The organism is Streptomyces bottropensis ATCC 25435, assembly GCF_000383595.1.
GTDB lineage: Bacteria > Actinomycetota > Actinomycetes > Streptomycetales > Streptomycetaceae > Streptomyces > Streptomyces bottropensis.
In genome coordinates, this window is sequence record NZ_KB911581.1 from 4,779,360 (window position 1) to 4,803,662 (window position 24,303).

The 24,303-nt window shown below is 72.2% G+C and carries 25 protein-coding genes and 1 pseudogene; 16 read left to right on the plus strand and 10 right to left on the minus strand.

All coding sequences use genetic code 11. The features are described 5' to 3' along the window. Positions 1 to 315 precede the first annotated feature (315 nt). The 10 genes and pseudogenes from STRBO_RS0121095 to STRBO_RS45955 form a co-directional block, all read right to left on the minus strand. On the minus strand, positions 316 to 1,146 hold the full coding sequence (locus STRBO_RS0121095) for a class I SAM-dependent methyltransferase (RefSeq protein ID WP_020114728.1): 831 nt from the start codon (positions 1,144 to 1,146) through the stop codon (positions 316 to 318). Between the two features lie 251 nt (positions 1,147 to 1,397). Continuing rightward, positions 1,398 to 2,183 carry an ABC transporter permease gene (locus STRBO_RS0121100; protein ID WP_005474085.1) on the minus strand — a complete coding sequence of 262 codons (786 nt, stop codon included), beginning with the start codon at positions 2,181 to 2,183 and terminating at the stop codon, positions 1,398 to 1,400. Then, positions 2,180 to 3,205: a daunorubicin resistance protein DrrA family ABC transporter ATP-binding protein gene (locus tag STRBO_RS0121105; RefSeq protein ID WP_020114729.1), complete on the minus strand. Its 1,026-nt coding sequence runs from the start codon at positions 3,203 to 3,205 to the stop codon at positions 2,180 to 2,182. Before STRBO_RS0121105 ends, STRBO_RS0121100 begins: the two co-directional genes overlap by 4 nt. An 82-nt stretch (positions 3,206 to 3,287) precedes the next feature. Next, positions 3,288 to 4,142: a DUF4097 family beta strand repeat-containing protein gene (locus STRBO_RS0121110; RefSeq protein ID WP_005474081.1), complete on the minus strand. Its 855-nt coding sequence runs from the start codon at positions 4,140 to 4,142 to the stop codon at positions 3,288 to 3,290. A gap of 97 nt (positions 4,143 to 4,239) precedes the next feature. Further along, positions 4,240 to 4,761, minus strand: coding sequence for a toxin-antitoxin system HicB family antitoxin (locus STRBO_RS0121115; protein WP_005474076.1), 522 nt, complete (start codon positions 4,759 to 4,761; stop codon positions 4,240 to 4,242). Between the two features lie 545 nt (positions 4,762 to 5,306). Continuing rightward, the gene (locus tag STRBO_RS0121120; protein WP_005474074.1) at positions 5,307 to 6,515 is read right to left on the minus strand and encodes an MFS transporter; all 1,209 of its coding nucleotides are present in this window, start codon (positions 6,513 to 6,515) and stop codon (positions 5,307 to 5,309) included. A gap of 105 nt (positions 6,516 to 6,620) precedes the next feature. After that, the gene (locus tag STRBO_RS0121125) at positions 6,621 to 7,703 is read right to left on the minus strand and encodes an ABC transporter ATP-binding protein (RefSeq protein ID WP_005474072.1); all 1,083 of its coding nucleotides are present in this window, start codon (positions 7,701 to 7,703) and stop codon (positions 6,621 to 6,623) included. Positions 7,704 to 7,717: 14 nt separating this feature from the next. Continuing rightward, a complete protein-coding gene (modB, locus tag STRBO_RS0121130) occupies positions 7,718 to 8,584 on the minus strand; it encodes a molybdate ABC transporter permease subunit (protein WP_005474069.1) in 867 nt (288 codons plus the stop codon). After that, on the minus strand, positions 8,581 to 9,258 hold the full coding sequence (gene modA / locus STRBO_RS0121135) for a molybdate ABC transporter substrate-binding protein (RefSeq protein WP_381212881.1): 678 nt from the start codon (positions 9,256 to 9,258) through the stop codon (positions 8,581 to 8,583). The genes modB and modA overlap by 4 nt, the downstream gene beginning before the upstream one ends. A 3-nt stretch (positions 9,259 to 9,261) precedes the next feature. Further along, a pseudogene (locus STRBO_RS45955) lies at positions 9,262 to 9,369 on the minus strand (molybdate ABC transporter substrate-binding protein); the annotation flags it as partial. 332 nt (positions 9,370 to 9,701) lie between these two features. On the opposite strand from STRBO_RS45955, the gene STRBO_RS0121140 reads away from it, so the two are divergent. The 16 genes from STRBO_RS0121140 (at position 9,702) to hypF (ending at position 24,298) form a co-directional block, all read left to right on the plus strand. Then, positions 9,702 to 10,151: a hypothetical protein gene (locus tag STRBO_RS0121140; protein ID WP_005474066.1), complete on the plus strand. Its 450-nt coding sequence runs from the start codon at positions 9,702 to 9,704 to the stop codon at positions 10,149 to 10,151. Positions 10,152 to 10,302: 151 nt separating this feature from the next. Beyond that, complete coding sequence (locus STRBO_RS0121145) at positions 10,303 to 10,920, plus strand: TOPRIM nucleotidyl transferase/hydrolase domain-containing protein (protein ID WP_005474064.1); 618 nt, start codon at positions 10,303 to 10,305, stop codon at positions 10,918 to 10,920. Between the two features lie 53 nt (positions 10,921 to 10,973). Further along, a complete protein-coding gene (locus tag STRBO_RS0121150; RefSeq protein ID WP_005474062.1) occupies positions 10,974 to 11,306 on the plus strand; it encodes a DUF6400 family protein in 333 nt (110 codons plus the stop codon). After that, positions 11,293 to 11,550, plus strand: coding sequence for a hypothetical protein (locus STRBO_RS0121155; protein WP_037627905.1), 258 nt, complete (start codon positions 11,293 to 11,295; stop codon positions 11,548 to 11,550). Before STRBO_RS0121150 ends, STRBO_RS0121155 begins: the two co-directional genes overlap by 14 nt. 197 nt (positions 11,551 to 11,747) lie before the next feature. After that, positions 11,748 to 13,481 (plus strand): hydrogenase maturation protein, encoded by a 1,734-nt coding sequence (locus STRBO_RS0121160; protein WP_020114734.1) that lies wholly within the window; start codon positions 11,748 to 11,750, stop codon positions 13,479 to 13,481. Positions 13,482 to 13,619: 138 nt separating this feature from the next. Further along, positions 13,620 to 14,708, plus strand: coding sequence for an NADH-quinone oxidoreductase subunit B family protein (locus tag STRBO_RS0121165; protein ID WP_005474056.1), 1,089 nt, complete (start codon positions 13,620 to 13,622; stop codon positions 14,706 to 14,708). A gap of 96 nt (positions 14,709 to 14,804) precedes the next feature. Then, entirely contained in the window at positions 14,805 to 16,589 is a 1,785-nt protein-coding gene (locus STRBO_RS0121170; protein ID WP_005474054.1) for a nickel-dependent hydrogenase large subunit, read from the plus strand. Continuing rightward, positions 16,586 to 17,119 carry a hypothetical protein gene (locus STRBO_RS0121175; RefSeq protein WP_005474052.1) on the plus strand — a complete coding sequence of 178 codons (534 nt, stop codon included), beginning with the start codon at positions 16,586 to 16,588 and terminating at the stop codon, positions 17,117 to 17,119. The genes STRBO_RS0121170 and STRBO_RS0121175 overlap by 4 nt, the downstream gene beginning before the upstream one ends. After that, on the plus strand, positions 17,116 to 17,787 hold the full coding sequence (locus STRBO_RS0121180) for a DUF5947 family protein (RefSeq protein WP_005474050.1): 672 nt from the start codon (positions 17,116 to 17,118) through the stop codon (positions 17,785 to 17,787). Before STRBO_RS0121175 ends, STRBO_RS0121180 begins: the two co-directional genes overlap by 4 nt. Beyond that, positions 17,784 to 18,470, plus strand: a complete 687-nt coding sequence (locus STRBO_RS0121185) for a DUF6084 family protein (RefSeq protein WP_005474048.1) — start codon at positions 17,784 to 17,786, stop codon at positions 18,468 to 18,470. Before STRBO_RS0121180 ends, STRBO_RS0121185 begins: the two co-directional genes overlap by 4 nt. After that, a complete protein-coding gene (locus tag STRBO_RS0121190; protein ID WP_005474046.1) occupies positions 18,467 to 19,900 on the plus strand; it encodes a hypothetical protein in 1,434 nt (477 codons plus the stop codon). Before STRBO_RS0121185 ends, STRBO_RS0121190 begins: the two co-directional genes overlap by 4 nt. After that, positions 19,897 to 20,442 carry a hydrogenase maturation protease gene (locus tag STRBO_RS0121195; RefSeq protein WP_005474044.1) on the plus strand — a complete coding sequence of 182 codons (546 nt, stop codon included), beginning with the start codon at positions 19,897 to 19,899 and terminating at the stop codon, positions 20,440 to 20,442. The genes STRBO_RS0121190 and STRBO_RS0121195 overlap by 4 nt, the downstream gene beginning before the upstream one ends. Before the next feature lie 11 nt (positions 20,443 to 20,453). Next, positions 20,454 to 20,558 carry a DUF6893 family small protein gene (locus STRBO_RS45960; protein WP_020114735.1) on the plus strand — a complete coding sequence of 35 codons (105 nt, stop codon included), beginning with the start codon at positions 20,454 to 20,456 and terminating at the stop codon, positions 20,556 to 20,558. A gap of 135 nt (positions 20,559 to 20,693) precedes the next feature. Beyond that, the gene (hypA, locus tag STRBO_RS0121205; protein ID WP_005474038.1) at positions 20,694 to 21,092 is read left to right on the plus strand and encodes a hydrogenase maturation nickel metallochaperone HypA; all 399 of its coding nucleotides are present in this window, start codon (positions 20,694 to 20,696) and stop codon (positions 21,090 to 21,092) included. A gap of 3 nt (positions 21,093 to 21,095) precedes the next feature. Beyond that, the gene (hypB, locus tag STRBO_RS0121210; RefSeq protein ID WP_005474036.1) at positions 21,096 to 21,905 is read left to right on the plus strand and encodes a hydrogenase nickel incorporation protein HypB; all 810 of its coding nucleotides are present in this window, start codon (positions 21,096 to 21,098) and stop codon (positions 21,903 to 21,905) included. Continuing rightward, on the plus strand, positions 21,902 to 24,298 hold the full coding sequence (gene hypF / locus STRBO_RS0121215; RefSeq protein ID WP_005474034.1) for a carbamoyltransferase HypF: 2,397 nt from the start codon (positions 21,902 to 21,904) through the stop codon (positions 24,296 to 24,298). The genes hypB and hypF overlap by 4 nt, the downstream gene beginning before the upstream one ends. Positions 24,299 to 24,303 lie beyond the last annotated feature (5 nt).

Sequence of the window (24,303 nt, forward strand, 5' to 3'; positions counted from 1 at the left end):
GGTCGGTCGTTGCGCATGATCACAGCCCCTGCACGCCGGTTCCACCGGACGATCCGATCGCACAGGCTTGCGCGAACACGTCGACGGCGATCTTGTCGGTGCTGGCGCAACGCCATGTGCTGGTGCTGGACGTGATCGGATTCGTGTTGCCATAGGCACGCCAGTTGCCCTCCGGCGATGCGGCGGGACCCGCGGTAGCCGGTCGCGGACAAAGCAATGATCATCACAGGCAGTGGTCATGACAGGCAGCCAAGTTTCGGGCAACGTCAGGAGACGCACCGCGTGGCCTTCGTCGACGTGGCCGAGGCGCATGGGTCACGTCGTCGCCGGACGCACGACCTCCTTCTCCGGTCTCCACCCCCAGACGGTGAGCATGCCGGCCGACAACGCGGCGCACTCGTCCGAGCCCAGGTACCGGACCGCCGCGTCGACGGCCCGGTCGTCGACCAGGCCGGTGGCGAGCATGGCGTCCCGGCTCCGCTCCCACGTGTCCGCCCAGAAGCGGCTGAGGGGACCGCCCGGCAACAGGGGCGGCACATGGATCTCGGCCGCGACGGAGGTGAGGCCCGCCGCCCGCAGCAGGTGCGGGTAGGACGGCACCCAGGAGACATCGGTGCCGATGCTCGCCCGCAGCCCTTGCCACATCGCTCGCATGACCGTGGTGTACGGCGTCACGGGCGTCCGGTCGCTGGTCAGGTCGACCGCGTCGCTGAGCACCAGCACACCGCCGGGCACGAGGAGTTCGGCCAAGGTCGCAATCAGTCGGTCGCGCTCGGCGAGGTGCATGAGCACGAAGCGCGCATGGACGAGCCGGAACCGGCCGGGGGCGAAGCCCGGTGCGGTGATGTCGGCCTCCAGCACGTCCAGCCCCGGCACGGGCTGGGTGCGCAGGAAGCGTACGTCGCGGTCCACGGCGAGGACGCTCGTCACCCGGGCCTCCTCCAGCAGCCGGCGCGAGACCGTGCCCGTACCGGCACCCACGTCGAGACAGCGCCATCCGGGTCCCGCCCCGAGTGCCCGCAGCCGAGCCATGGTGATGTCGTCGTAGGCGAGGGCGCCGAGGTCGATCCGCTCACCCTCACCCGTCTGTTCCGGACGGAAGACGGCTTCGCCGTAGCGGCCGTCGCCCGTGGCGCGTTCGTCCATGTGCTCAGCCTCTTCACGCGGTGGGGTGTGCCGGGCGACCGTACCGAGGTCACCACCCCACCGATCCTCCACCGGCGCCCGCCCGCACGGCCGAGGCGCGCCGTGCCTGGGCCGTTCGGCCCTCAAGGGCCAGGGCTCACGACCACGGGCCTTCCAGCCAGATCCACGAGGCGGCGTACTCCGACGTGGTGTCGGTGTACGCCGCCTCGGGCGGGGCGGGCTGTAGGAGGCGATCGGCGTGGCCGTGGCGGCTACTTGGGGCCGCGGTTGAACACCGACTTCGACCAGAAGTAGCCGAGGGCGGACAGGCCCAGGCACCAGGCGAGGGCGAGCCAGCCGTTGTGGCCGATCTCGGTGCCGAGGAGCAGGCCGCGTACGGTCTCGATGGCCGGGGTGAAGGGCTGGTACTCGGCGATCGGCTGGAACCAGCCCGGCATCGCGTCGATCGGCACGAAGGTGCTGGAGATGAGCGGCAGGAAGATGAGCGGCAGCGCGTTGTTGCTGGCCGCTTCGACGTTCGGGCTCACCAGGCCCATGCCGACCGCGATCCAGGTGAGCGCCACGGCGAACAGCGCGAGCAGTCCGAACGCCGCCAGCCACTCCAGGGGCGTCGCGTCCGTGGACCTGAAGCCGATGGCCACGCCGACCACACCCACGAGGACCACGCTGGCGACACATTGCAGCACGCTGCCGACGACGTGCCCGATGAGGAAGGAGCCGCGGTGGATCGACATGGTGCGGAAGCGGGCGATGATGCCCTCCGTCATGTCCATCGACACGGACACCGCGGCGCCGATCGTGCTGCTGCCGATGGTCATCAGCAGGACGCCCGGGACGATGTAGGCGATGTAGTCGGAGCGGTCGCTGCCTCCGATGCCGGCGCTCATCACGTCGCCGAAGATGTAGACGAAGAGCAGGAGCAGCATGATCGGGGTGAGCAGCAGGTTCAGGGTGAGCGACGGGTAGCGGCGCGCGTGCAGGAGGTTGCGGCGCAGCATCGTGGAGGAGTCGCGGACGGCGAGGGCGAGGGGACTCATCGGACGGTCTCCTTGGTCTGGGTGGCCTGCGCGGTCTGGTGGGGGAGGGTGGTGTCGGCGGTGAGGGCGAAGAAGACGTCGTCGAGGTCGGGGGTGTGGACGGTGAGTTCGTCGGCCTCGATGCCGGCGGTGTCCAGCTGGTCGAGGATGGCGCGCAGTTCGCGCTGGGTGCCGTCGCTGGGCAGGTGCAGGGCGAGGGCGTCGTCGTCGCGGGTGGCGTGGGGTTGTGTGCCGGCGGCGGTGCGGTAGGCGGTGGGGTCGGTGAAGCGCAGGCGTACGTGTCCGCCGGGGACGAGGCGTTTGAGTTGTTCGGGGGTGCCTTCGGCGGCGATGTGGCCGTTGTGCAGGACGGCGATGCGGTCGGCGAGCTGGTCGGCTTCTTCGAGGTACTGGGTGGTGAGCAGGACGGTGACGCCGGTGGTGACGAGTTCGCGGATGATCTGCCACATGGTGTGGCGGGAGCGGGGGTCCAGGCCGGTGGTGGGTTCGTCGAGGAAGATGATGCGGGGGTCGCCGACGAGGGTCATGGCGATGTCGAGGCGGCGTCTCATGCCGCCGGAGTAGGTGGAGGCGGGTTTCTTCGCGGCGTCGGTGAGGTCGAAGCGGTCCAGGAGTTCGGCGGCGACGCGTCGTCCTTCGGCCTTGGTCAGGTGGTGCAGGTCGGCCATGAGGAGCATGTTCTCCTCGCCGGTGATCAGGCCGTCGACGGCGGAGAACTGCCCGGTGACACCGATGGCCGCGCGTACGGCCTGGGGGTCGGCGGTGAGGTCGTGGCCCGCGACCTGGGCCTGGCCGCCGTCGGCGGGGACGAGGGTCGAGAGGATCTTGACGGCGGTGGTCTTGCCGGCACCGTTCTGCCCCAGCAGGGCGAACACGGACCCGGTCGGGATACGCAGATCGATGCCGTCGAGGACGGTCTTGTCGCCGTAGGACTTGCGCAGACCGAGGGCGGAGACGGCCGTGGAGGCGGCGGTGGACGTCCGGGAACCGTCCCGGCCGTCCCCGCTTTTGGATGTGGGCATGACAGATGAAGGCATGGTGCCCTCCGATTCGAAGGCTGAAGTGGTGTGGGGAGTGCGTGGGCCGCGGCCGAAGCCGCCGAGGTCAGACCTTGGCGCGGCGGATGTCGATGTTTCCGTACCGGGTGCGGGCGCGGACCTCGACGGTGTCCCCCGTCCCGTCCGGGGTCTCGGACGCGGTGAGGGTGTTGCGTACCTGGCCGGAGTTCGAGCTGACGTCGAGCCAGGCGGCGGTGCCCTCGCGGATGCCGACCTCGATGGCGCCGTAGGAGGTCTCCAACTGGACGGTGCCGCGTGCCACGTCACCTACGCGCAGGGTGCCGTGGGCGGTGGCGGCGGTGACCGAGTCCTCGGCGCGCGCGATGTCGATGTCGCCGTTGGCCCCGCGCACCCGCAGTTCGCCGGTCGCGGCGCCTACGGTCGTGGTGCCGTGCGAGTTCTTCAGGACGGCGGGACCGTCGACGATGCCGACGCGCATGCTGCCGGAACTGGTGGTGATCTCGGCCCTGCCCTCCACCCGGTCCACGGTGATCGAGCCGTGCGAGGCGGTCAGGTGCAGAGGGCCGGTCGTGTCGAGGCGGACGTCGCCGGAGGACGTCTTCACGCGGACCTCGCCGAGCCGGCCTTCACCGAGCACCTGGACCCAGGCGCCGGTCATGTCGACGCGTGAGCCCGTGGGAAGTTCGACCGTCACGTCCACGGTACCGGTACGGCCGATGCCGAGACCGAGCAGACTGGGCTTCGGTGTCCGGACGGTCAGTACACCGCTCGCGTAGGTGGCCTCGGTCTGGTCGGCCGTCCGCACGTCCAGGTCCTTCTTCGGGTCACGGGGCCGCACCTCGACGACGGTGTCGAGGCGGTCGCCCGCGGTGAACTGGATGGAACCGGCCTCCACGTGCGCCGTGGCCGCGATCGGTTCGGGAGTGTCGAAAGAAGGCATGGCTGTCCCGTCCTCATGGGTTCTTGGGTCGTCCCCGCTGGTGGGACGTGGTGTGGGTGAAGTGACGCGGGTGAAGTGGTGCGGGCGGAGGGCGCGGTCAGCGCACCCAGCCCGTGAAGCTCTGTCCGACGGTCCGGGCCCGCTCGGTCGTACGCGTCGGCCGGGCGCCGCCCTCGACCGCGGCGGACACGGTGCGCACCAGCCACGCGTTGACCGACAGCCCCTCGCGGTTCGCGGCCTCCTCGGCGCGGGCCTTGAGCTGGGTGGGCAGACGCAGATTGACGCGAGCGGTGCCGCCCTCGTCGCCGTCGGCCGGGTACGCGGCGGGCAGCGGTTCCACGGGGGCGGCCGGTTCGGCGGGCTCGCCGCGGTGGACGGGCGGCGGTGTCACGACGAAGTCGGGGTCGAGCCCGCGCAGCCGTACGTCGACCGAGCCGGGGGCGAGTTCGCGGGTGATCTCGTCCATCGCGGCGGAGAGCACGTTGAGCATGGTCAGCCGGGTCGCCGACTCCAGGGGGGCGGTGAGCCGCTCGGCCAGCTCGCGTGCTTCTTCGCCGCCGGCTTCGGCGGCCACCGCGAGTTCGCGGCGGAGGGTGTCGACATACGGCGTGAGGTCCATGACGCCATCATGGCGCCATAGTGGCTCCATGTGCAAGTCTCCTCGCGACTTTTCTCTCTCGACGGAGGTGAATGGGGCTCTGATCTGCGAAAACGTGATGGCGTCGGCGAGGGTCGCTGTGGTGTCACGTCCCCGTAGGCGCCTGCTGTGGCCCGAGATGGCGCCAAGTGGCGCCAGGGAGTGCCATGCCTGGCGCAATCCGCCGCCGGCCGAGCACCAGGCTGGAAAGCTTTGCGGTGGTTCGCAACGCGGGCGTCGAGCAATCCTGCCAGCGGCGGCGGCCCGCTGCCCGTGGCCCGCCCGCCCCGGCAGGTGGGCGGCGGTCGGGCGAGCCGAGCCGGATCCCTGCCGAGCCGGATCCCAGCCGACCCGGCTTCCTGGCACAGGCGCCAGGCGCCAGGCGCCAGGCGCACAGGCGCACAGGCGCACAGGCCGCGCGCCGGCGGCCCACTGTGGCACCTGTGGCGCCTGTGGCGCCGCAACCCCCTGCGGCACCGCCATCCGCCTGCCGCGAGAACCCGCCCCCGCCCCGAGCCCGAACGCGGTCAGCGCCCGCGGTCGACCTCGGAGGGCGCCGGCGCCGGCCGCCGCAGCAGGTAGATGCCCGCGATCGACACCAGAAGCGCCATGCACGCGATGAACACCAGCCCGGCATCCTCCAGGCCCAGCGGTTCCGCCAGCAGTCCCACGCCGATGACCGGCACCGAGATACCCGTGTAGGCCACCACGAACAGTGCCGAGATCACTGCAGCGCGCCGGTCCGCCTCGGAGGCGGCGGCCACGGCGGAGAGCGCTCCACGAAACGTCAGCCCCTGGCCTACCCCGCCGACGACGGCGCTCAGCACCACCAGCGGCAGCAGGTCCCAGCGCAGAGCGCCGGCCAGCAGTGCCAGCCCGGCGAGGAGCCCGGCGCAGCCGAGGGGCAGTGACCGGCTCATGCCGACCCGGCCGACGGCCAGCTGTCCGGCGGTCGAGGAGAAGAAGGCCAGCGCGACGACCAGCCCGCTCACCGCGTGGTTGTGGACGTCCAGGGACTGGGCCAGGAAGGCCGGGCTGACCGAGGTGAACACCCCGAACAGGGCGAAGCCGACGAAGGAGGCGGCCGCAGCCGGCCCGAAGACCGCCCGTACCCGAGGGGGCAGGCTGGGCCGTTGCGGCCGTACGGTGCTCAGCGGCCGGATCTCCCGTACGGTCTCCGGAAGCCGCAGCAGGACGACGGCCGAGCAGGCGACCAGCGCGAGGTGGACGGCGAACGGCAGATACAGCGGGTGGTCGGCGTACTGCGCCAGCACCCCGGCGAGCAGCGGGCCGCAGCCGAGCCCGCCCATGTTCGCGGCGGTGGCCACGAACGTGGCCCGCGAGGCCCCGCCGGGCGGCGCCAACTCCATGACGTACGCCGTGGCGGCCCCGGTGAACAGGCCGGCGGACAGCCCCGACAGCAGGCGCCCGGCGTACAGCCAGCCCAACGCGGTCGCGCAGAGGAAGCAGACGGCGCTCGCGGCCGCGAATCCCAGGCCCCACAGCAGCACCGGACGCCTGCCCACGGAGTCCGAGGCGTTGCCCGCCAGCAGCAGCACCCCGATGACCCCGAAGGCGTAGACGGCGTAGACCACGGTGACCGTCAGCTCGGAGAAGCCGAACTTCTCCTGGTAGAGGCCGTAGAGGGGGGTCGGCAGGGTCGTGCCGGCCATGCAGACGGCGAACACGGCCCCGCCGAGCAGGCACCGGCGCCAGCGTCCGACATCACCGTCCATACCGCCGAAGGTAACCGCGCCCGCCGCCGAGACTCACCCGGCGCGCCAACTCGGTGCACGCGCCCCGACGCTTCCGGCACAGGGCCCACCCGCCCGTATGCCGCCTCACACGGGATAGGCGTGCGTCTGCATCGCTTTCACCGCCGCCCACACCTCCGCGCCCGGGTGGAGGCCGAGTTCGGCGGCGGCGACCGTGGTCAGGTCCGCGGCGAGCGGCAGCTCTCCCGTGAGGTCGGCGCGGATCCGGTCGCCGTGGGTCTCCAGGCCCGCGACCGCGCAGCGCCAGAGGTTGCGGGCGCTGGCGCCGGTCGGGCGGTCCCGGTACAGCGTGACCGCGCTCGGTGGGAACACCACGAAGGCCGGGCCGGACAGCACTTCCGTGGTGGTGATGGAGGGGCCGGAGCCGAGGCGGACGGTGTGACCGTCGGCCTCGCCCCGGTAGAGGTTCAGGCCGACCAATTGGGCGACGTAGTCCGTGCGGGGGTGACGGGCGATGTGGGACGGGGTGCCCTCCTGGACGACCCGACCCTCCTCGACGACGACCAGCCGGTCCGCGAGCACCATCGCGTCGAGCGGGTCGTGCGTGACCAGGACGGCGACGGCCTCGAACTCGGCCAGATGCCGCCGGAGTCGGGAGCGGACCTCCAGACGGGTGCGCGCGTCCAGCGCCGCCAGCGGCTCGTCCAGCAGCAGCAGACGGGGGCGGGTGGCCAGCGCGCGGGCCAGGGCGACACGCTGGGCCTGGCCGCCGGACAGCCTGCGTGGCCTGGTGCCGGCGTGGTCGGCGAGCCCCAGGCGGTCCAGCCACGCGGCGGCGGTGGCCCGGGCCGCCGCCTTGCCGGCGCCCCGGCAGCGCGGCCCGAAGGCCACGTTGTCCAGCGCGGTCAGGTGGGGGAACAGCAGGTAGTCCTGGAAGACGACGCCGACCGGCCGGGATTCCGGCGGCGTACGCTCCAGCGGCGTGCCGTCCAGTCGCAGACGGCCGTCGGTGAGCGGGGTGAGGCCGGCCAGGGCGCGCAGGGCGGTGGTCTTCCCGGCGCCGTTCGGGCCCAGCAGCGCGACGACCTCACCGGGCGCGACACGCAGCGCGATGTCGAGGCGGAACGCTCCGCGCTCGACGACGAGGTGGGCGTCCAGGCCCTGTCCGCAGGCGTCGGCCCGTGGGCCGTGGGCGGGGGAGTCCGGCATGGGACGGGGCTCGGTCACCTCGCTGTCATCCAGCGGTCGCGCAGGCCCGCCAGCACCGCGACGGAGACGGCGAGCAGGACCAGACTGAGGGCGATGGCGGCCTCCGGGTCGCTCTGCAGGGCCAGGTACACGGCCAGCGACATGGTCTGGGTACGGCCGGGGAAGTTGCCGGCGAAGGTGATCGTCGCGCCGAACTCGCCCAGCGCCCGCGCCCAGGCCAGCACGGCGCCCGCCGCGATGCCCGGCGCGATCAGCGGCAGCGTGACCCGGCGGAAGGCCGTGAAGCGGGAGGCGCCGAGCGTGGCGGCCGCCTCCTCGAAACGTGGGTCGGCGGCCCGCAGGGTGCCCTCGACGCTGATGACGAGGAAGGGCATCGCGACGAACGCCTCCGCGACCACCACCCCCGCCGTGGTGAACGGCAGCGTGATCCCGAACCAGGAGTCCAGCCACCGCCCGACGATGCCGTTACGGCCGAGCGCCATCAGCAGCGCCACGCCGCCGACCACCGGCGGCAGCACGAGCGGCAGGGTGACGAGCGCCCGGACGAGGCCGCGTCCCGGGAACTCGACGCGGGCCAGCAGCCAGGCCAGCGGCACACCGATGACCAGGCTGACCACGGTGGCGGCGGTGGCGCACACCAGGGACAGCCGCAGCGCCTGCCACACCTCCGCGCTGGTCAGCAGCTCGGGCAGGCTGCGCCACGGGGCCCGTACGAGCAACGCGACCAGAGGCACGATCAGAAAGGCCAGGCCGATCAGCGCGGGCACCAGCAGCGGCAGGGGCACGCCTCGGCCGCCTTCGCCGGTGCGGACGCGCCGACGCCGCGGCCCGTCCCGAAGGGTGTCGGCCGCGGCGTCGGACCTGCCGGTCGGGAGGGTCACGGCTTGAGGAACCCCGCCCCGGTCAGGACCCGTCGGCCCTCGGCGGACCGCACCAGCGCGATGAACGCCTCGGCGGCCTCGGCGTTCGGGGCGTCCTTGAGCCGGACGATGGGGTAGTCGTTGACGGCGTCGGCGGATTCGGGGAACTCCACGCCCTCCACCTTGCCATCTGCCGCGCGTACATCGGTCTTGTAGACGACGGCGGCGTCGGCCTCCTTCAGCTCGACCTTCGTCAGCGCGGCCTTGACGTCCTGTTCGTAGGAGACGGGGGTGAGCTTCAGCCCGGCGGCGTCCAGAGCCTTCTGGGCGGCGGCACCGCAGGGCACCGCCTTGTCGCAGAGCACGACCTTCAGGCCCGACCCGGTGAGGTCCTTGAGGGAGTCGATCCCGTCGGGGTTGCCCGGCGTGATGGCGATCTCCAGCTGGTTGCGGACGAAGGTCGTGGGCGTCCCCGACACGTCCCCCGCGTCCGTCACGATCGCCATCGTCTTCGGGCTGGCCGAGGCGAACACGTCAGCCGGAGCACCGCCGGTGATGCTCGCGGCGAGGGAGTCACTGCCGCCGAAGCTGAAGGTGACCTTGGTGCCCGGGTGCTCCTCCTCGAACCGTTTCCCCAGTGTCGTGAAGCTCTCCTTCAGCGACGCGGCCGCGAACACGGTCACCGTCCCGCTCACCTCGTCCGACGACGAGGCGGACGAGGAGGATCCCGATGTCGCGGTGGTGGAGTCGTCGGACGACGAGCATGCGCCGAGCGTGAGCAGAGCGGTCGCCCCCAGGGCGGCCGCCCGCATCGATCGGCGGGTCCGGCGCGCGGTTCGGGTCATCACGGGTCCATTTCCTCAACTCCAGGCGGACTTCTTATTCTGCCGCAGATGCGATGCTGATCGCGCCTGTAGCTTCGCATGAGCGAGATATGAGATGCGCTGAGGTGGCATGTGCGTATGCCTGAATCGGGACGCCGATGGTGCCGGGTACGGCCATGCGGGAGGTGCGCGGCCATGCGCCCTGCCTGTCCGCGGCCGTCAAAAATTCTTGGCAGACCCGGGGCAACCATCCGTCCCGCCCGAGGGTCACATCAAGTGGGAGCAAAGGGCTCCCAAGGACCCAAGGGGGAAATATGCGAAAGATGCGTCATGTCGCGACTGTCGGTGCCTTAGCGGCACTGGCGGTCGGCGCCGGGACCGCGTTCAGCACGACCGCGTCCGCCGCACCCAACGTCACCCCGCAGGGCGTCTGCGGCAGCGCCTACAAGACGGTCAACTCCGCGCCCGTCGGAACGCTGGGCACCGTCTACCTGACGTACAACGCCAAGAACGGCAAGAACTGCGTGGCGACGATCCGCGCCAACCCGGGCACGGCCAAGAACATGTCCACGTACATCTATGTCCCCGCCACCGACGAGTACGACGACGACTTCGGCAGCTACACGTCGTTCGCCGGACCGGCCTACGTCTACGGCAAGGGCTACTGCGTGAGCTGGGGCGGCAACATCGCCAACGTGTACGTGAACGTGGAGAACTCCAACTGCGCGTCCCTGAAGGAGCACCGGACCACCGAGGTCCGCTGATCCGGCAGCTCGACCGCTCAGACTCCCCGCACCGCCGCTTCCCGTGGTCCGACGTCGCCCGGGAAGGTGCTCAGAGCCGCCGGCGGTGCGGGGAGTCGCCGGGTGGAATATCGGATGCGCGGCCGTCGGCGTACGCAGGAGACTCCTTGGCATGGTCGACATGCGCATGTTCCGGGACGAGGTCGCGAGCTGGGCTGCCGGTGGTCCCGGCGGGCAGGCGAGGGAGCTGGCGGAACTGCTGGGGGTGCACACGGCGGTTCTGCTGGAAGGGCTGAGCGACCTCGCGGCCGTCGAGGCACTGGCCGACCGCCGGGGTCGTGACCTGGCCGGCGAGGGAGTGAGCGTGGTGTCGATGGGCGGGGCGATGAGCGTCGGACGCTATGCGGGGCTCCTCGGAGAGCCGGGCCTCGGCCTGCGTCTGATCGGGCTGTGCGACGAGCGCGAGAAACCCTTCTACGACCGGGGCCTCGACCCGGCCTGGACACCCCGCCCGAGCGTCCACGTCTGCGCGGCGGACCTGGAGGACGAGCTGATCCGTGCGCTGGGCGCCGCGCGCGTCGAGCAGATCGTCGAGGCCGAGGGCGAACTGCGTGCCTGGCAGACCTTCGTCCGGCAGCCGGCCCAGCACGGCCGTTCCCGGCACCGGCAACTGCGCCGCTTCCTCGGCACGAAGAAGGGCCGCAAGATCCGCTACGGCCGCCTCCTCGTCGAAGCCCTCACCCCCGACCAGGTGCCCGCCCCACTGGACGGCCTCTTCGCCGACCTGTGACTTCTCCCACCTGCTCTTGCCGGGGCCGGGGCCGCTTACCTACGTTCGGTCGCATGTCCCACCACGGCCGCGCCCTTCCCGGCGAACCGGACGAACCCGTCGCAGCGAACGAACCCGTCGCAGCGAACGACCCCGCCGCGGAACGCCCCCACGCCCGCCCGACGACCGATCTGGTCATCGACCTGAGCGCACACGAGATGCTGCGGCGCGCGCACGTCCTGGACGCACTCGGCGCCGACTGGGACCCCGTCGCCGCGCTGCGCGGCGAGGAAGCGGCGTACGCACTGCTGTACTCGGGTCTCGACGCTGAGCAGCAGCGCGTGTACGACGACCTGGTCGCGGCCGGTGTCCTGCCGCGGAGAGGCGATGGCCATGCTGCCGCTTGACCCGCAGGCCGACATCGGCCGGCGCGCCTGGGTGGCCTGCCCCAACTGCGACGACCGGCGCGGATGCGACACCTGTGAGCAGGGCCGCACCTGCTCCGAGCACTGGCGCTATCTGCTGTCGAACGTCGGCAGCCTGCTCCATCTGCAGTGCCGTTCGTGCACCCACATCTGGACCCACGAGACTCATTTCGGCGCCACCCGCTCCCCGTGGGAGCGCATCACCAGCGGCCTGCGCCGAGACTGACCATGAACGGGCGGCGGCCGGCTCGGTGAGGCCGGCCCACCGAGCCGTCGCGGGCGGGTGCCGGTGAGGCCGGACGGCCGATGGGCGCCCGCTTTTCGGATGACCTCACCGTCTGTCGCCGGGGGCGGCGGGCAGCCAGGGCCGAGGATCTCGGTCGGCGGTCATCCCTGCTGCCGCTCGTCCGCCCGGAGGCAGCCGTGCACATCCTGCTCCTAGCCAGCGCGTTCAACAGCCTCACCCAGCGCACCCACGCCGAACTGCGCGACCGCGGCCACACCGTGACCGTCGAACTCGCCCTGCCGGACAGCCCGTTGGCCGACGTCGTGCGACGGCACGCGCCGCGGCTCATCATCGCGCCGATGCTGAGAACGGCGATCCCCGAGGAGGTGTGGTCGGCCCACACCTGCCTGATCGTCCACCCCGGACCCGTGGGCGACCGGGGACCGTCCTCCCTGGACTGGGCCATCCACGACGGCGTGGGCGAGTGGGGTGTCACCGTCCTACAGGCCGACGGGGAGATGGACGCCGGTGACGTGTGGGCCAGCGTGGCGTGCCGCGTTCCGCAGGTGTCCAAGAGCGAGCTGTACCGGGGCGAGATCGCCGATGCCGCGATCGAGGCCGTCGTGCTCGCGGTGGAGCGCTTCGCCGAGGGCACCTACATGCCGCGCGCCCAGGACGCGGCCGACCCGACCGCCGCCCGCCCCGAGGCGCCCGGCGCCCGCTCACGGCCACGCACACGCCCCTACCTCGACCAGAGCGTCCGGCGGATCGACTGGGCCGAGGAATCCACCCGGGACGTCCTGCGCAAGCTGCGCGCGGCCGACTCGCAGCCCGGGGTGCTGGACGACCTGCTCGGCGGCGAGTGGTATCTGCACGGCGGTCACCCCGAGGGCGAGCTGCGCGGCCGTCCGGGCGAGCTGCTGGCCACCCGGTCCGGGGCGGTCTGCCGGGCCACCACGGACGGCGCGGTGTGGATCCCCGAGCTGCGGCCCCGGCGCGGGCCGGGACAGCCGCCCACCTTCAAACTCCCCGCCGTGTCGGCGCTGGGCGACCGGCTGCCGCCGCTGCCCGAACACGCCCTGCCCCGGCTCCCCGAGGTACGGGACCTGACCTGGGCGGACATCCGCTACCGGGAGGAGGGGCACGTCGGCTTCCTGTCGTTCTCCTTCCCCGGCGGGGCCATGAGCACGCAGCAGTGCCGCCGGCTGCTGGACGCCTATCGGGAAGCGTGTGCGCGGCCCACGTCGGTGCTGGTGCTGGGCGGTGAGCGGGACTTCTTCTCCAACGGGATCCACCTGAACGTCATCGAGGCCGCCGACGACCCCGCCGCCGAGTCCTGGGCGAACATCAACGCCATCGACGACCTGGTCGAGGCGGTCCTGACCACGACCGACCGCCTGGTGGTCGCGGCCGTCGCGGGCAACGCCGCGGCGGGCGGCGTGCTGCTCGCCCTGGCCGCCGACGAGGTGTGGTGCCGCGCGGGAACCGTGCTGAACCCGCACTACCGGCTGATGGGCCTGTACGGCTCGGAGTACTGGACGTACACACTGCCGCGCCGGGTGGGTTCCGCGACGGCCGAACGGCTCATGCGGGAGGCGCTGCCGGTCGGCTCGGCGAGCGCGCTGCGTCTCGGGCTCGTCGACCGGGTCGTCGACAGCGATCCCGGCGGATTCGCGGGGGAGGTGGCCGCGCTGTCGGCGCGTCTGGCGTCGCTTCCGGCCACGGCGTCCCGGATCACCCTGAAGAAGACGGAGCTGGACCGGCTGGAGAGCACGACCCCGCTGGCCGGGTTCCGCGCACAGGAGCTGGCACGGATGCGCCGGACCTTCGACGACCCGGACGCCCCGTACCACGCGCTGCGCCGCGCCTTCGTCCACAAGGTGCGGCCGGCCCGCACCCCGCCGCACCTCGGTCCCGTCCCGGTTGCGTGAACGGGCCCGGTCGGCAGGGGCGCCGGTGTCACCGGAACGGCCCCCGTCGGCATCCCATCGCGGCCGCATGGCTGCTACGAAGAAGAGCGAAGGCCGAAAAGCAGGCTTTCATCCCTTACCTCCCCGGGAGGCGGTCCCATGACTGAGGCGACGCCGGCAACGGTCGATGCCACGAACGCGGGCGGCGCGCCCGCCGACGAGGCGCCCACGATCCACATTCTCTGGATCAACGCGGGCCTGAGCTGCGACGGTGACTCGGTCGCGCTGACGGCGGCCATGCAGCCCAGCATCGAGGAGATCGTGCTCGGTGTGCTGCCAGGGCTGCCGAAGATCGCCGTCCACTGGCCGCTCATCGACTTCGAGTGCGGTCCGATCGGCGGCTCGGACACGTTCATCGAGTGGTTCTTCAAGGGGGAACGGGGCGAGATCGACCCGTTCGTCCTGGTCGTCGAGGGTTCCATCCCCAACGAGGCGATCAAGCCCGAGGGCTACTGGTGCGGCTTCGGCGACAACCCGGAGACCGGCCAGCCGATCACCACCAGCGAGTGGATCGACCGGCTCGCCCCGAAGGCGCTCGCGGTCGTCGCCATCGGCACCTGCGCCACCTACGGCGGCATCCACGCCATGGCCGGCAACCCGACCGGCGCGATGGGCCTGCCGGACTACCTCGGATGGGACTGGAAGTCCCACGCCGGCATCCCCATCGTGTGCGTCCCGGGCTGCCCCATCCAGCCCGACAACTTCTCCGAGACGCTCACCTACCTGCTCTACCAGGCGGCCGGCTCCGCCCCGATGATTCCGCTGGACGACAAACTGCGCCCCACCTGGCTGTTCGGGGCCACCGTGCACGAGGGCTGCGACCGCGCGGGGTACTACGAACAGGGCCAGTTCGCCCTGTCGTACGACTCGCCGACGTGTCTGGTCAAGCTCGGCTGCTGGGGCCCCGTCGTCAAGTGCAACGTGCCCAAGCGCGGCTGGATGAACGGGATCGGCGGCTGCCCGAACGTCGGCGGCATCTGCATCGCCTGCACCATGCCCGGATTCCCCGACAAGTTCATGCCGTTCATGGACGAACCTCCCGGCGCCAAGGTGTCGAGCGGCGCCAGCGGGGCCTACGGCGCCGTCGTGCGCAAGCTGCGCTCCATCACCGCCAAGACCGTGGACAAGGAGCCCAAGTGGCGCCGTACCGGAGACCGGATCACCACCGGATACCGGCCCCCGTGGTGAGCCGCCGAAGCCGAGGCGCTCGCGCGTAGTCCACTCCCCGTTCCGTGCACCCCCCACCCCAACCGCGCAGTGACGCAACGAAGGGCACCCACCCAGATGGCACCGAAGACGAAGACGGCCGGCGACGGCAGTGGCCTGGTGGAGATGGCCTGGGACCCGATCACCCGGATCGTGGGCTCCCTGGGCATCCACACGAAGATCGACTTCAAGCAGAAGCGGGTCGCGGAGTGCTACAGCACGTCGTCGGTCTTCCGCGGCTACAGCGTCTTCATGCGCGGCAAGGACCCCCGCGACGCCCACTTCATCACCAGCCGCATCTGCGGCATCTGCGGCGACAACCACGCCACCTGCTCGGTGTACGCGCAGAACATGGCGTACGGCGTGAAGCCCCCGCACCTCGGCGAGTGGATCATCAACCTCGGTGAGTCCGCGGAGTACATGTTCGACCACAACATCTTCCAGGAGAACCTGGTCGGGGTCGACTACTGCGAGAAAATGGTCAAGGAGACCAACCCCGGTGTCCTCGAACTCGCCGAACGCACCGAGGCCCCGCACGCCGCCGAGCACGGCTACCGCACGATCGCCGACATCATGCGCTCGCTCAACCCCCTGGAGGGCGAGTTCTATCGCGAGGCCCTCCAGGTCAGCCGCTACACGCGCGAGATGTTCTGCCTGATGGAGGGCCGCCATGTGCACCCCTCCACGCTCTACCCGGGCGGCGTCGGCACCATCGCCTCCGTGCAGCTCTTCACGGACTACATGAGCCGCCTGATGCGGTACGTGGAGTTCATGAAGCGCGTCGTGCCCCTGCACGACGACCTCTTCGACTTCTTCTACGAGGCCCTGCCCGGGTACGAGGAAGTGGGCCGCCGCCGGGTCATGCTCGGTTGCTGGGGCGCGCTCAACGACCCCGAGTACTGCGACTTCACCTACGCCAACATGACCGACTGGGGACGGAAGATGTTCGTCACCCCGGGCATCGTCGTCGACGGCAAACTCGTCACCAACGACCTCACCGAGATCAACCTCGGCATCCGCATCCTGCTGGGCAGTTCCTACTACGAGGACTGGCAGGGCCAGGAGCAGTTCGTCACCCACGACCCGCTCGGCAACCCGGTGGACCCGCGCCACCCGTGGAACCAGCACACCATCCCCGCCCCGCAGAAGCGGAACTTCGACGACAAGTACAGCTGGGTCATGTCCCCGCGCTGGTTCGACGGCAAGGACCACCTCGCCCTGGACACCGGCGGCGGCCCCATCGCCCGCCTGTGGTCCACCGCCCTGTCCGGCCTCGTCGACATCGGCTACATCAAGGCCACCGGCCACAGCGTGGTCATCAACCTGCCCCGCACCATGACCAAGCCGGAGACCACCTTCGAGTGGAAGATCCCGAAGTGGTCCAACGCCCTGGAACGCAACCGCGCCCGCACCTACTTCCAGGCCTACGCCGCCGCCGTCGCCCTGCATTGCGCGGAGAAGGGCCTCGCGGAGGTCCGCGCCGGACGCACGCAGACCTGGGAGAAGTTCGAGGTCCCGGACCAGGGCATCGGCGTCGGCTTCACCGAGGCCGTCCGAGGCGTCCTCTCCCACCACATGGTGATCCGCGACGGCAAGATCGCCAACTACCACCCGTATCCGCCGACCCCGTGGAACGCCAGTACCCGGGACACCTTCGGCACACCGGGTCCGTACGAGGACGCCGTGCAGAACACGCCCATCTTCGAGGAGAACACCCCGGAGAACTTCAAGGGCATCGACATCATGCGCGCCGTCCGCAGCTTCGACCCCTGTCTGCCCTGCGGCGTCCACATGTACGTCGGCGGCGGCAGGACCGTGAAGTCGATGCACGTGCCCACCGGCCTGAGCGGACTGGGCGGATGAGCGCGCCGACGACGGCCCGGCCCGTCGACGCCGAGCGGACCGGACGCCGCGTCGAGGAGGTGCTGGACCGGCTCACCTCAGGCGGCGACCAGGCCGCCGCCGCGGCCGCCGAGGAACTCGTGCGCTCCCTCATGGACTTCTACGGCGCCGGACTGGCCCGCATCCTCCACCTGCTGTCCTCCGCGCCCGGTGAACCGTCGAAGGGACTCCTCGGCGACGAGGTGGTCGCGAGCCTGCTGGTCCTGCACGACCTGCACCCCGAGGACCGCGACACCCGCATCGCCCGCGCCCTCGACAGCGTCCGCGAACACACCCTGGACGTCGTGGACTTCGACGAGGACAGCGGCACCCTGCGGGTGCGCGCACGGGCGGGCGGCGGCTGCGGTTGCGGATCCGGCGCGGACGCCCGGCAGGCCGCCGAGGCGGCACTCGCCTGCTTCGCACCCGAGGTCAGGGCCGTCGAGGTCCGGACCGCACCCGCCGGCCCCACCCTCCTGCAGATCAGCACGGCACCTACGGGGTCCCGATGACGGCGACCGCCACCGGTCTGAAGAGGTTCCTGGCGGAACGCCCACCGCGGGCAGAGCGGTGCGAACTGTGCGCGGTGGAGGTGCCCGGCGACCATCGTCACCTCGTCGACACCGAGAAACGCGCCCTCGTCTGCGCCTGCGCCCCCTGCGCCCTGCTGATGGAACAGCCGGGCGCCGCCGCGGGCCGCTTCCGCACGGTCCCGGCCCGCTACCTCACCGACCCCGGCCACCGCCTCGACGACAACGCGTGGGAGGCGTTGCAGATCCCGGTCGGCGTCGCCTTCCTCTTCCGCAACGCCGCGCTCGACCGGCTGGTCGCCCTCTACCCGAGTCCGGCCGGAGCCACCGAGAGCGAACTCGAACCGGACACCTGGGCGGCCGTCCTCGGCGAGAGCCGTCTCGCGGCCCTCCTCGAACCCGACGTGGAGGCACTGCTGCTGCGCCGCACGGACGGCCGCTGCGAGACCCACCTCGTCCCGATCGACATCTGCTACCGACTCGTCGGCCGTATGCGCCTGTCGTGGCAGGGCTTCGACGGCGGAGCCGAGGCCCGCACCGCCCTGGAGGCGTTCTTCGCGGACGTCACCCGCCGCGCCCGGCCCGTGGACGACCTGCGGGACGTGGACCGCGAGCCGCCGCGTCCGGCGGGGACGGGGGTGCGGCCGTGACGGAGTTCTCCTTCGCCTGCACCGGAGTCCGTGCCGACCGGTACGCCGCCGGCCCCACCCTCGTCTTCCGGCTGCGCGTCACCGCCGCCGGCAACGCCCCCGTGCACGCGGTCGCCCTGCGCTGCCAGATCCGCATCGAACCCGCCCGCCGCGGCTACGAGCCCGCCGAGGCCGACGGTCTGACGGACCTCTTCGGCGATCGCTCCCGCTGGGGCAGCACCCTCCAGCCCGTGCAGTTCGCCCAGGTGTCGGTCATGGTCCCCAGCTTCACCGGAGAGACCGAGACCGACGTCGTCGTGCCCTGCACCTACGACATGGAGATCGCCGCCACCCGCTACCTCACCGCCCTCACCGAGGGCGAGGTCCCCCTGCTCATGCTCTTCTCCGGAACGGCGTTCACCGGAGCGGGCGGCTTCCGCGTCGAACCCGTCCCCTGGGACCGGGAGGCGGCCTTCCGGATGCCGGTCGCCGTCTGGCGGGAGATGGTCGAGCAGCACTTCCCCGGCTGCGGCTGGATCCGGCTGCCCCGCGACACGATGGACGCCCTCCTCGCCTACCGCTCCCGGCACGCGCTGGCCTCCTGGGAGGCGACCCTCAAGCTCCTCCTCGACGACGCCGCCGAGCCACCCGCGCGCGACCCGTTCCGCGCGCTCACCGGCACCACCGGAAGGACCGACCCGTGACCCTGACCGCGTTCGCCGCCGAGACCGAGGAGCGGTTCGCCCTCGCGCGCCAGGTGGCCGACGCCGTCCTCTTCGAGGGCTATGTCCTCTACCCGTACCGCGCCTCGTCGGCCAAGAACCGGCTGCGCTGGCAGTTCGGTGTGCTCGTGCCACCCGGCTGGGGCGCCGAGTGCGAGGAGCACGACTTCCAGCACACCGAGTGCCTGATGGAACCGAAGGCGGGCGCGACCCTCTCGGTCGAGGTGCGTTTCCTGCACGCCCGACGGCGCACGGTACAGCGGGTCCGCCCGGACGGCGACTTCGACACCGTCACCGAACTCGCCCTCGACGACCGGGTGCTGGTGCCCTGGGACGAGGGGTTCGAGGAACGCGTCGAGGTGATCGCGCCGGTGGACGCACTCCTCGGCGACGGCGTCACCCACCCCTTCCGCCTCCCGGCCAGGGAGGACACCGCCCCGGTCCTCGACGCGGCCGGCCGTACCGTCGGCCGGCTGCTGCGGCGGTGCGAGGCGGTCAGCGGGACGGTGCGGCTGTCCGCCCGCGAACTCGACGGCCCCTACCGGACCCTGCGGCTGACCGCCGTCGTCGAGAACACCAGCGACTGGACACCGCCCGAGGGCCACGCCGCCGACCGGGACGCGGCGCTGCCGCACTCCCTGGTGGCCACCCACCTCCTCATGGCCCTCAGCGCCGGATCGTTCCTGTCGATGACCGATCCCCCCGAGTGGGCGAAGGGCGCGGTCGCCGCCTGCCGCAACCTCCACACCTGGCCCGTGCTCGCCGGCGAACCCGGCCGGGCCGACCTGGTGCTGTCCTCGCCGATCATCCTGGAGGACCACCCGGCCATCGCCCCGGAGAGCCCCGGCGCGCTCTACGACGCCACGGAGATCGACGAGATCCTCGCGCTGCGCACCGCCGCCCTCACCGACGAGGAGAAACGCGAGGCCAGAGGAACCGACGAACGCGCGGCCGCCGTGATCGAGCTGGCGGAGTCGATGCCGGCCGAGGTGCTGGAGCGGCTGCACGGGGCGGTACGCAGTCTGCGCGAGGTGACGGCCGGCCCCGGCCCCGCCGATCCGGGCGTCGGCTTCCCCGACGAGTTCGGGGTGGCGCGGCCCGACACCCCCTGGTGGGATCCGGCGAGCGACGCGGGATTCGACCCGGCGCGGGACCGGGTGGTCGTCGGCGGCCGCTCGGTGGGCCAGGGCAGCCGGGTCGAACTGCACCCGGGCCTGCGGCGCACCGACGCTCAGGACATCTTCCTGCGGGGCCGCACCGCCGTGGTCGAGGCCGTGCTGCACGACGTCGACGGCGGCGTCCACCTGGCGGTCACGGTGGAGGGCGACCCGGGCGCCGACATCCGCCGCGAGCAGGGCCGCTTCCTGTACTTCCAGCCCGACGAGGTCACACCGCTGGAGGACGGCGCATGAACCCTCCGGCCGCGTCGCCCCCCAGGACCCTCGTCGCCGGGATCGGCAACATCTTCCTCGGCGACGACGGCTTCGGCGTGGAGACCGCACGCCGGCTCGCCGGACGCGAGCTGCCCGCCCACGTGGAGATCGTGGACATCGGCGTGCGGGGGGTGCACCTCGCCTACCAGCTTCTGGACGGCTACGACATCCTCGTCCTCGTGGACGCCACGGCACGCGGCGAAGCCCCCGGCACGCTGTACGTGATCGAACACGAGGCCGACGCCCCGGGCCCGGCGCAGGAGACCCCGCCCCTGGACGGCCACCGGATGACCCCCGACACCGTCCTGGCGCTGCTGGCCACGCTCTGCGCCGGCACGGGCGCCGACCCACCGCGCCGCGTCCTGGTCGTGGGCTGCGAACCGGCCTCGGTGGACGAGCACATGGGACTCAGCGCGCCGGTGGCGGACGCCGTACCGGAGGCGGTCCGGCTGATCGAAGAGCTGCTGCGGGACGGCGATCCGTCCGTGGCGCCGGTCTCGACCGCTGAGGCCACGACATGAGGAGAGACGGAATGAAGAAGATCGTCATCGGTGGAGCGGCACTGGCCGCCGTGGTCGTGCTCGCCGCCGAGGTACTGCCGGACGTCAGGCGCTACTTGCGGATCCGACGCATGTGAGGCCGCGGGCTCCCGCGCGGTTGGGTCGAACGGTGTACCCGCCGCCCGGTCACGGCGTGCCGGACCGTACGCCACGGTCCCGCGCGCCTCTAATGAACCCCGGCGGGAGGCAGGCAGCGGAAGGACGAGATCCCCATGCACGAGATGTCCGTCGCGCTGGCCGTCGTCGACCAGGTCGTTCAGGCCGCCGACCGGGCCGGAGACGTCACGGCGGTGCGATCGGTACGGCTCCAGGTGGGCGAACTCGCCGGTGTCGTACCCGACGCGCTCGCCTTCAGCTTCGAACTGGCCTGTGCCGGAACGCTGTTGGAAGGCGCCGAACTGGTCACCGAGGAGGTGCCGGGGCGGGCACGCTGCACCTCCTGCGCACACGCCTGGGACGTCGGCATGCCGCCCCGGCTGACCTGCCCCGCGTGCGGCGGGACGCGGACCGACCTGCTCGCGGGCCGGGAACTGCAGATCGTCGACGTGCGCTGGGAGGACGGTGGCCCCGCGCACCCGTCCACCCGCGAACCCATCTCCGAGGAGCGCTGAACCATGTGCCGTGTCGCCGACCTGCGCCAGGCCGTACTGGCGAAGAACGACGAGAGCGCCCGCGAACTGCGTACGCGTCTCACCGCCCGAGGCACGGCGGTCGTCAACCTGCTGTCCAGTCCGGGCAGCGGCAAGACCGCGCTGCTGGAGCAGGAACTGCTGCGGGCACGTGAGCGGTCCGTACCCGTCGCCGCGCTGAGCGCCGATCTCGCCACCGAGAACGACGCGATCCGCCTGGCACGTTCGGGTGTACCGGTCAAGCAGGTGCTCACCGACGGACTGTGCCATCTGGAGGCGGGCATGCTCGCCCGGCACCTCGACGGATGGCTGCCCGACGGCACCCGGCTGCTGTTCGTGGAGAACGTCGGCAACCTCGTCTGCCCCGCCTCCTACGACCTGGGGGAGACGCTGAGGGTCGCCCTCGCCTCGGTGACGGAGGGCGAGGACAAGCCGCTCAAGTACCCCACCGCCTTCGGGCTCGCGCACCTGGTCGTGGTGACCAAGACCGACCTCGCGGAGGCGGTCGAGTTCGACGAGGTCGCGTTCCGCGCGAACCTGGAACAGGTCAACCCGGGGGTCGAGGTGGTCATGACCTCCGCACGCCGGGGACGGGGGGTCGGCGCCCTGCTCGACCGGGCGATGGCGGCCGCGGACGGCGCCCCCGTCCACGCGCCGGTCATGGCCGGCCAGCCCCACCACCACGGTCACGTCCACGCTCCTGTGCACGCCCACGACGGTCACGTCCCCACGCATGACGGTCATACGCACGCGCGTCCGGAGACCGACGGCGCCATGGCCCACACCCACCCGTGAGCGGTCCGCAGGCCCCGGCCGCCGTCGCCGAGTCCGCTCCGCTGCGCCGCCGGATCGTCGTGCGGGGAGTGGTGCAGGGGGTGGGCTTCCGGCCCTACCTGTACGGCCTCGCCACCGAACTCGCCCTGGCCGGCCATGTGACCAACACCGCCGAGGGCGTCGTCGTGGAGATCGAGGGCGCCGCCTCGGCCGTGGCCGTGTTCTGCGAGCGGATCGCCGCCCAGGCGCCGCCGCTGGCCCGCGTCGAGTCCGTCGAGCACCACGAGCTGCCCGCCGTCGGCGACGGCACCGCGTTCACCATCCACACCTCGCACTCCGGCGGACCGGCCCGCACCCTGGTCTCCCCGGACTCCGCGACCTGCGCCGACTGCCTCGCCGAGCTGGCCGACCCGGCGGACCGGCGCCACCGCCACCCCTTCGTCAACTGCACCAACTGCGGCCCGCGCTTCACGATCGTCACCGCAGTGCCCTACGACCGGGCCGCCACGACCATGGCCGGCTTCGCGATGTGCCCCGACTGCGCCCGCGAGTACGCGGACCCGGCGGACCGGCGCTTCCACGCGCAGCCCGTCGCCTGCCCGGCCTGCGGGCCGCGCCTGCGGCTGGTCCTCCGACCGAGCCCAGGGGCCGGGAGCGTCGAGGGGGCCGACCCCGTGGGCGAGGCGCGCGCCCTGCTCGCACGGGGCGCGATCCTCGCCGTGAAGGGGCTGGGCGGCTACCACCTGGCCTGCGACGCCACGAACGAGGCAGCCGTCGCCCTGCTGCGGCGCCGGAAGGCCCGCGGGGACAAGCCCTTCGCCGTCATGGCCAGGACGGCGGACGACGTCCGGCACCTCGTGCGGCTGAGTCCCGAGGAGCGCGGGCTGCTCGAAGACGTCGCCAGACCGGTGGTCCTGGTCAGACGGCGCCGTCCGGACACCGCCGGCGGTCCGCGGCCCGCCGAGGCGGTCGCGCCCGGCAGCCCCGACCTCGGCCTGATGCTGCCCTATACGCCCCTGCACCATCTGCTGCTCGGACTGTCCGGCGACGCGGACGGCCCCCGCCTGCTCGTCATGACCAGCGGCAACGTGTCCGGTGAACCCATCGTCACCGACGACACCGAGGCACTGGAGCGGCTCGCGCACCTGGCCGACGCCTGGCTCACCCACGACCGCCCGATCCACGTCCCCTGCGACGACTCCGTGGTCCGGGTCTGCGACGGACGGCCCCTGGTGATCCGCCGCTCGCGTGGCTACGCACCGCTGCCGCTCACCCTTCCCCTGCCCGTGCGGCCCGCCCTCGCCGTCGGCGGAGACCTGAAGAACACGTTCTGCCTGGGGTCGGACCGCCGCGCCTGGCTCTCCGCGCACATCGGCGACATGGACGACGTCGCCACGCAGCGGGCGTTCGAGCGCGCGGCGCGGCAGCTGACGTCCCTCACCGGGGTACGGCCCGAAACGCTGGTGTCCGACCGGCATCCCGGCTACCGCTCCGCCCGGTGGGCCGACCGGAACGCGGCGGACCGGCCCGTCGTACGCGTCCAGCACCATCACGCGCACATCGCCGCCACGATGGCCGAACACGGGCTGGACGGCACCCGGCGGGTGATCGGCGTCGCCTTCGACGGAACGGGCCACGGCGACGACGGCGCCGTCTGGGGCGGCGAGTTCCTGCTCGCCGACTACGACCGCTTCACCCGGTTCGGTCACCTCGCCTACGTCCCGCTGCCCGGCGGCGACACCGCGGTGCGCCGCCCGTACCGCATGGCACTGGCCCACCTGTGGGCGGCCGGCCTGCCCTGGACCGACGACCTCCCCTGTGCGGCCGCCTGCCCGCCCGACGAACTCCGCGCCCTGAGGACGCAGTTGCAGCGGAGCCTGAACTGTGTTCCCACGTCCAGCATGGGCCGGCTCTTCGACGCGGTGTCCTCGCTGGCCGGTGTGTGCCACCGTGCCGGATACGAGGCGCAGGCCGCCGTCGAGCTGGAGGGCGCGGCGCTGCTCGCGCCCACCGGGGACGGTGAGGCGTACGCCTTCGCCCTGCACGCGTCGCAGGAGAGCGGGACGGGCCCGGTACGGGCCGATCCGGCGCCCGTCCTCGCGGCGGTCGTCGACGACCTGCGCGCGGGCGTCGCGCCGGCGCTGATCGCGGCCCGGTTCCACCGGGGCGTGGCCGCTGTGGTGCGCGCGATGTGCGTGCGGGCGCGCGAGCGGCACGGGCTGGACACGGTGGCCCTGACGGGGGGCGTGTTCGCCAACACGCTGCTCTCCTCGGCCTGCGCCGCCGGCCTGCGCGAGGACGGCTTCACGGTCCTGCGGCACCACCTGGTGCCGCCGGGCGACGGCGGCCTGGCGCTGGGGCAGCTGATGGTGGCCGCCCGGACCACGACCGCCGTCCTCACGCCCACCGACTGAGCGAC

Excerpts from the sequence above, each read along its gene's own strand:
- STRBO_RS0121125 (WP_005474072.1), bottom strand. The coding sequence starts at position 7,703 with ATGCCGGACTCCCCCGCCCACGGCCCACGGGCCGACGCCTGCGGACAG.
- hypA (WP_005474038.1), top strand. The coding sequence starts at position 20,694 with ATGCACGAGATGTCCGTCGCGCTGGCCGTCGTCGACCAGGTCGTTCAG.
- STRBO_RS0121150 (WP_005474062.1), top strand. The coding sequence starts at position 10,974 with ATGTCCCACCACGGCCGCGCCCTTCCCGGCGAACCGGACGAACCCGTC.
- STRBO_RS0121105 (WP_020114729.1), bottom strand. The coding sequence starts at position 3,205 with ATGCCCACATCCAAAAGCGGGGACGGCCGGGACGGTTCCCGGACGTCC.
- STRBO_RS0121175 (WP_005474052.1), top strand. The coding sequence starts at position 16,586 with ATGAGCGCGCCGACGACGGCCCGGCCCGTCGACGCCGAGCGGACCGGA.
- STRBO_RS0121180 (WP_005474050.1), top strand. The coding sequence starts at position 17,116 with ATGACGGCGACCGCCACCGGTCTGAAGAGGTTCCTGGCGGAACGCCCA.
- STRBO_RS0121110 (WP_005474081.1), bottom strand. The coding sequence starts at position 4,142 with ATGCCTTCTTTCGACACTCCCGAACCGATCGCGGCCACGGCGCACGTG.
- STRBO_RS0121120 (WP_005474074.1), bottom strand. The coding sequence starts at position 6,515 with ATGGACGGTGATGTCGGACGCTGGCGCCGGTGCCTGCTCGGCGGGGCC.
- STRBO_RS0121095 (WP_020114728.1), bottom strand. The coding sequence starts at position 1,146 with ATGGACGAACGCGCCACGGGCGACGGCCGCTACGGCGAAGCCGTCTTC.
- STRBO_RS0121145 (WP_005474064.1), top strand. The coding sequence starts at position 10,303 with ATGGTCGACATGCGCATGTTCCGGGACGAGGTCGCGAGCTGGGCTGCC.
- STRBO_RS0121155 (WP_037627905.1), top strand. The coding sequence starts at position 11,293 with ATGCTGCCGCTTGACCCGCAGGCCGACATCGGCCGGCGCGCCTGGGTG.
- STRBO_RS0121170 (WP_005474054.1), top strand. The coding sequence starts at position 14,805 with ATGGCACCGAAGACGAAGACGGCCGGCGACGGCAGTGGCCTGGTGGAG.
- STRBO_RS0121140 (WP_005474066.1), top strand. The coding sequence starts at position 9,702 with ATGCGAAAGATGCGTCATGTCGCGACTGTCGGTGCCTTAGCGGCACTG.
- STRBO_RS0121165 (WP_005474056.1), top strand. The coding sequence starts at position 13,620 with ATGACTGAGGCGACGCCGGCAACGGTCGATGCCACGAACGCGGGCGGC.
- hypB (WP_005474036.1), top strand. The coding sequence starts at position 21,096 with ATGTGCCGTGTCGCCGACCTGCGCCAGGCCGTACTGGCGAAGAACGAC.
- STRBO_RS45960 (WP_020114735.1), top strand. The coding sequence starts at position 20,454 with ATGAAGAAGATCGTCATCGGTGGAGCGGCACTGGCCGCCGTGGTCGTG.
- STRBO_RS0121115 (WP_005474076.1), bottom strand. The coding sequence starts at position 4,761 with ATGGACCTCACGCCGTATGTCGACACCCTCCGCCGCGAACTCGCGGTG.
- STRBO_RS0121195 (WP_005474044.1), top strand. The coding sequence starts at position 19,897 with ATGAACCCTCCGGCCGCGTCGCCCCCCAGGACCCTCGTCGCCGGGATC.
- STRBO_RS0121100 (WP_005474085.1), bottom strand. The coding sequence starts at position 2,183 with ATGAGTCCCCTCGCCCTCGCCGTCCGCGACTCCTCCACGATGCTGCGC.